4 protein-coding genes are annotated in these 4689 nt (G+C 55.1%); 3 read left to right on the top strand and 1 reads right to left on the bottom strand.

The genetic code is table 11. The features are described from left to right. Window positions 1-289: type II secretion system protein GspM (gene gspM / locus NP596_RS19870; protein ID WP_256617134.1), on the top strand; the 289-nt coding region annotated here is incomplete at its 5' end. A gap of 422 nt (window positions 290-711) precedes the next feature. On the opposite strand, the gene NP596_RS19875 is transcribed toward gspM, so the two are convergent. Continuing rightward, entirely contained in the window at window positions 712-1227 is a 516-nt protein-coding gene (locus tag NP596_RS19875) for an REP-associated tyrosine transposase (protein ID WP_256617135.1), read from the bottom strand. Between the two features lie 884 nt (window positions 1228-2111). Here NP596_RS19875 and NP596_RS19880 point away from each other — a divergent pair. Together NP596_RS19880 and NP596_RS19885 are read left to right on the top strand one after the other, a co-directional pair. Next, window positions 2112-2903: a VPLPA-CTERM sorting domain-containing protein gene (locus tag NP596_RS19880; protein ID WP_256617136.1), complete on the top strand. Its 792-nt coding sequence runs from the start codon at window positions 2112-2114 to the stop codon at window positions 2901-2903. Between the two features lie 71 nt (window positions 2904-2974). Next, a complete protein-coding gene (locus tag NP596_RS19885) occupies window positions 2975-4549 on the top strand; it encodes a hypothetical protein (protein ID WP_256617137.1) in 1575 nt (524 codons plus the stop codon). The last annotated feature ends 140 nt before the right edge of the window (window positions 4550-4689 follow it).

Genomic DNA, 4689 nt, shown 5'->3' on the forward strand with positions numbered 1-4689 from the left:
GGGCGACCAAACCGCCGCGTCGCCCATGGAGCCGGCGGCGGCCATTGCCGACAGCAGCCGGCAACTGGGTCTTGAAACGTATATCGGCAAGCGGCAAGCGGATACGGCGGAGAGTATCGAACTTGAACTGCAACGAATCCCGTTCGACAAATTGGCTTATTGGCTGGCGGTATTGCAGCAACAGCATGGGGTTGCGGTGACGAAACTGGATATGCAACGGCATGCGGCCGACAGCGCCTTGTTGGACGGCACGCTGACCTTAAACGCGATAAACCGTAGGCCGGAATAAGCAAAGCGTTTCCGGCAAATCGGAGCCTGTCCGCCGGAAACGCCTGGCGGCTTATTCCGGCCTACGGTGGTGGCGCGGGTAGGTATTGTCGGAGAGTGTAAACCGTAGGCCGGAATAAGCTTCGCGTTTCCGGCAAATCGGAGCCTATCCGCCGGAAACGCCTAGCGGCTTATTCCGGCCTACAGTGGTGGCGCGGGTAGGTATTGTCGGAGAGTGTAAACCGTAGGCCGGAATAAGCTTCGCGTTTCCGGCAAATCGAGGCTTATCCGCCGGAAACGCCTGGCGGCTATTCCGGCCTACGGTGGTGGCGCGGGTAGGTATTGTCGGAGAGTGTAAACCGTAGGCCGGAATAAGCTTCGCGTTTCCGGCAAATCGAGGCCTATCCGCCGCAAACGCCTGTCGGCTTATTCCGTCCGACGAATCTATTCCGGCTCAATATCGTCCGGATCGGCTCCAATAGCGCTCCAATTGCTGGCATACCAACCCATGTTGACGAAACGTTTAAAAGAACTGTGCGGCCAGTCGGCGGCGGAAGATGCCAAACCATGCTTGACCGGATTGTAATGTAGGTAATCCAGGTGGCGGTGAAAGTCGTTTTCGTCGCGCAGGCAATGTTCGTAAAAGCGCGGTTGCCAAACGGTTTTAGCGCCGTCCATTTTGACATTGGCGGGAATACGCCGCGAAAACGCCGTCTTCACCATTTGCCAGCGGCTGGAAAAGTCGGCGTCGTCCAAGGGCAATCGCCATATGCAATGCAGGTGATCCGGCAAAACCACCGCCGCCAACAGATCGAAAGGCCGTTTGCTTTGAACCTCCCGAAAAGCTTGCCGAAGCAGGTTTACCCGTTGTTCATCGGCAAAAACCGTTTGGCGGCGATAAGCCACCACGGTAAAAAAATAAGTGCCGCCTGGAATATATAAACGCCGGTAGTTGCTCATGCTGCAAGCTTGGGCTGAAAAATAGATTGTCAGCCTAGCGCCTGAAACTGCTTTCGGCAAGTTTAAGGCGTAGGTCCGTAAACCGTAGGCCGGATACCCATAGGGCACAAGTCTGTCCGCCGGAAACGCCTATCGGCTTATTCCGGCCTACGGTGGTAGCGCGGGTAGGTATTTTCGGCAAGTTTAAGGCGTGGGTCCGTAAATCGTAGGCCGGAATAAGCTTGGCGTTTCCGGCAAATCGTAGCCTATCCGCCGGAAACGCCTAGCGGCTTATTCCGGCCTACGGTGGTGGCACGGGTAGGTATTGTCGGAGAGTGTAAACCGTAAGCCGGAATACCCATAGGGCAGAATTAAGCTTCGCGTTTCCGGCAAATCGAGGCCTGTCCGCCGGAAACGCCTATCGGCTTATTCCGGCCTACAGCCCGAAAGCCTCGTCGCGCCTGTGTTGTCATACCAATGTATTACGATTTTCGAAACTGTAATCGACCTGTAACTGAAACCACGCATTTGCTTTGAAACAATATGCCCAACGGTTAAGGGCACTGATGCAGCGCCCTTAACCTAAGGATCGGGAGAAACCAGGGAGCAAGGACGGCACGCAGAGGGAGCGGCAAGGGAGAGGGTTAGGGAGTCGGAGTTGGGGGAATTCAAAAAATGGTAGCGGGGAAGCGCCACTCTTTGAGTGATAGATGGAAAAGCGTGTAAAAGCCAAACCCGTCGCGAGGCGGGGACGGAAAGTCACGGGTCTTGAAGGGTTAGTCATGCTCGCTTGCGAGTAGCCTGAAACGGGGCTTGCCGCCCTTGGGCGGCAATGACAGGGACCGCTATTCAAGACGGCCGGGCTGTCACCTTATGTACTTAAACAATTTAAACATGAGGATTTTATGAAAATTTTAGCTAAATCGGTTGCCGTTGCGGCGATCGCCATGTCCATGACCGGTGTTGCGGAAGCGCGTATTCAAGCCATCGGCGATGCAACCGCCGACGGTAGCGAGTTGTTGTTGAACGTGGTCAACTACACCGCGCAAAACAGCTACACGCTGGATTTGGGTGTCACCATCGCGCAATTTTTGGCCAACCCAAGCCAACCTTTGTCTTTCGCGCTGAACGACAATAACTTCCAAAGCTTTGCTTCCGCTTACACAGCGGGCGATAACGTGACTTGGGGTGTTTCTGGCGGTCATGGTCTGTTGAATGAAGAAACCGATCTGCCAATCTTCGGTTTTTACACGACTTCCGTAACCAACGCACCGGCGGCGATCGATGACAACGCTGCCGACATCAGCAACACCATGGGTAAATGGAATGGTCTGGTTTCTGCAATTCAAACTCAAGACGCCAATGCCAACAACCTGAGCACGTTCAAAACCGTCGGCCAATTGGGTTATACAGCGGTTTACGGCAACGATTTCCAAACTGCTCTGCCTTTCGTTGCGCAAGGCCAATTGGGCGCCGCTCTGGCTTTCGTGCACGAAAAAGTGAATGCCGAAGACGGTTTATTTGACACCGGCGAGTTGGAAGTGTTTGCCGGCAGCTGGAAACTGGACTTGACCGGCAACACCGGCAGCTTGACTTATACGACTTCTACCGTGCCGCTGCCTGGCGCGGTATGGATGTTCGGCGCGGCTCTGATGGGCATGCTGGGTGTAGGTCGCCGCAAAGTTATCGCGGCTTAACGCATTTCGAGTCGGCCTGTTTTAAGGACAACACAGCGCCGATTCCTGTTTTCTAATCAATGAGGTTTAACATGAAAAAGCAAGTATTGCCGGCCGCGATTGCCGCCGTTTCTTTACTGGGTTTCTCGCAAGCATCGTTTGCGCTGGCTCCCGCCACCACTCCCGACCTGGAAATTTTCATGTCCGGCGCCACCGCGCAGGACAAGGGTATTGCCGCTTTATTCGAGAACTTGTGCGATGCCGGTACTCTGGACGTATTCAAGGACAACAATAAGGCCGGTTCCGAAGGCAAGGACCATACCGCGTTTTTCTGCACGCTGAATTCCACCAACGTCCCTGGCTTGTCCGTCAACGGCAACCCGGTGGCTAGCGCCAAGGTATTGTTGCACAAGCGTTCGCAAGGCGGTTCCGCGCAAGGCGTTAACCCCTTGATCGACGGCGTGGCGATTGCCGCCATGCGTATCGATAACGGCAATTGCACCCAGCAAGGCGTGACCAATACTTGGTTTTGCAACGCTCAAGGCGCCAACCTGACCAACCAGGTCTCCGATGCCGGCGTGTCCGATGTCGAGCCTAAACTGTTCACCGGCCCCAACAAACCGTCCAACGCCGGCGCGGTTGACCCGGCCGCGGCCGATGCGGCCTTGGACGTGGTGCCCGCCGCGGCATTATTGTTCGGCGTGCCTGTGTCCGACAACCTGTATGTAGCCCTGCAAAAAGCCCAAGGCTTGCTGGTCGCGGACGGCGGCAGCTGCGCGGTGGGTGCCTATACCGAAGCCTGTATGCCTAACCTGACCAAGCAACAAGTGGCCGAATTGATCTCGGGCCAGATCAAACGCTGGAGCGAATTCAAAATCAACGGCACTGCCTTGACTGCCCTGACTGCCGGTATGACCTACGATTCCGGCGACGGCGTGGTTAGAAACGTCACCCCTACCGACACCAAGCTGCATTTCTGCAAACGCATAGACGGTTCCGGCACAGGCGCGCAAATGTACGCCAAGTTCCTGAACAACCCTTGCAGCACCGCGGGTCTGGATCCGGATTGGGCCGGTAGCAATCTGGCCGGTCCGGTCAAGCATGAAGTCAGCGGTTCCGGCGATATGGAATTGTGCCTGGAAGACTTTGCCGACGGCGAAAACAACGCCAAAACCATTACTTCTACCAACCCGGACGTATTCAATAACGCTAACAACAGCGCATTGGCGAAAGGCTGGGCCATCGGCATGCAAAGTACCGAAAACAACGCCCGGGTAGATTCGGACCCAAAACGCAAACATTACCGTTTCGTGAAGGTCGACGGCGTGGCACCAACTCTGGAAAACGCTTTCCGCGGCAAATACATGGATTGGGTGGAGCAAACTATCCAATGGCGTAAAGCGATCAGCCAGGACAAGAAAACCGTCATCCAAAAAATAGCGACCGACGCCAGTTCGCCTAGCATTTTGGGTACCGTATTGAACCCTGACTTCGTACATCCTTTCGGTCCTGCAGGTTATCTGGCGATCGGTAACAACCATCCTTTCACCGAAAACCTGAACCTGTCCGCTCCCGTGATGCCTTATTCGCACGCTGTAGCCGGTACCTTGAGCAACTGCCAAGTGCCTGTCATCAAATCGTCTACCAACACCAGCAAACCGATGTAATAAGCGGTTAGCAGGTTGGCGCGCAAGGATGCGCGGTTTTACCACAGCCTTCGCTTGCGAAGGCTGTTTTTGTTTTAGAGAGGTAGGCCGGAATAAGCGTAGCGTTTCCGGCAAATCGAAGCTTATCCGCCGGAAACGCT

The sequence above is a fragment of the Methylomonas rivi genome, assembly GCF_024505165.1.
GTDB classification, from domain to species: domain Bacteria; phylum Pseudomonadota; class Gammaproteobacteria; order Methylococcales; family Methylomonadaceae; genus Methylomonas; species Methylomonas rivi.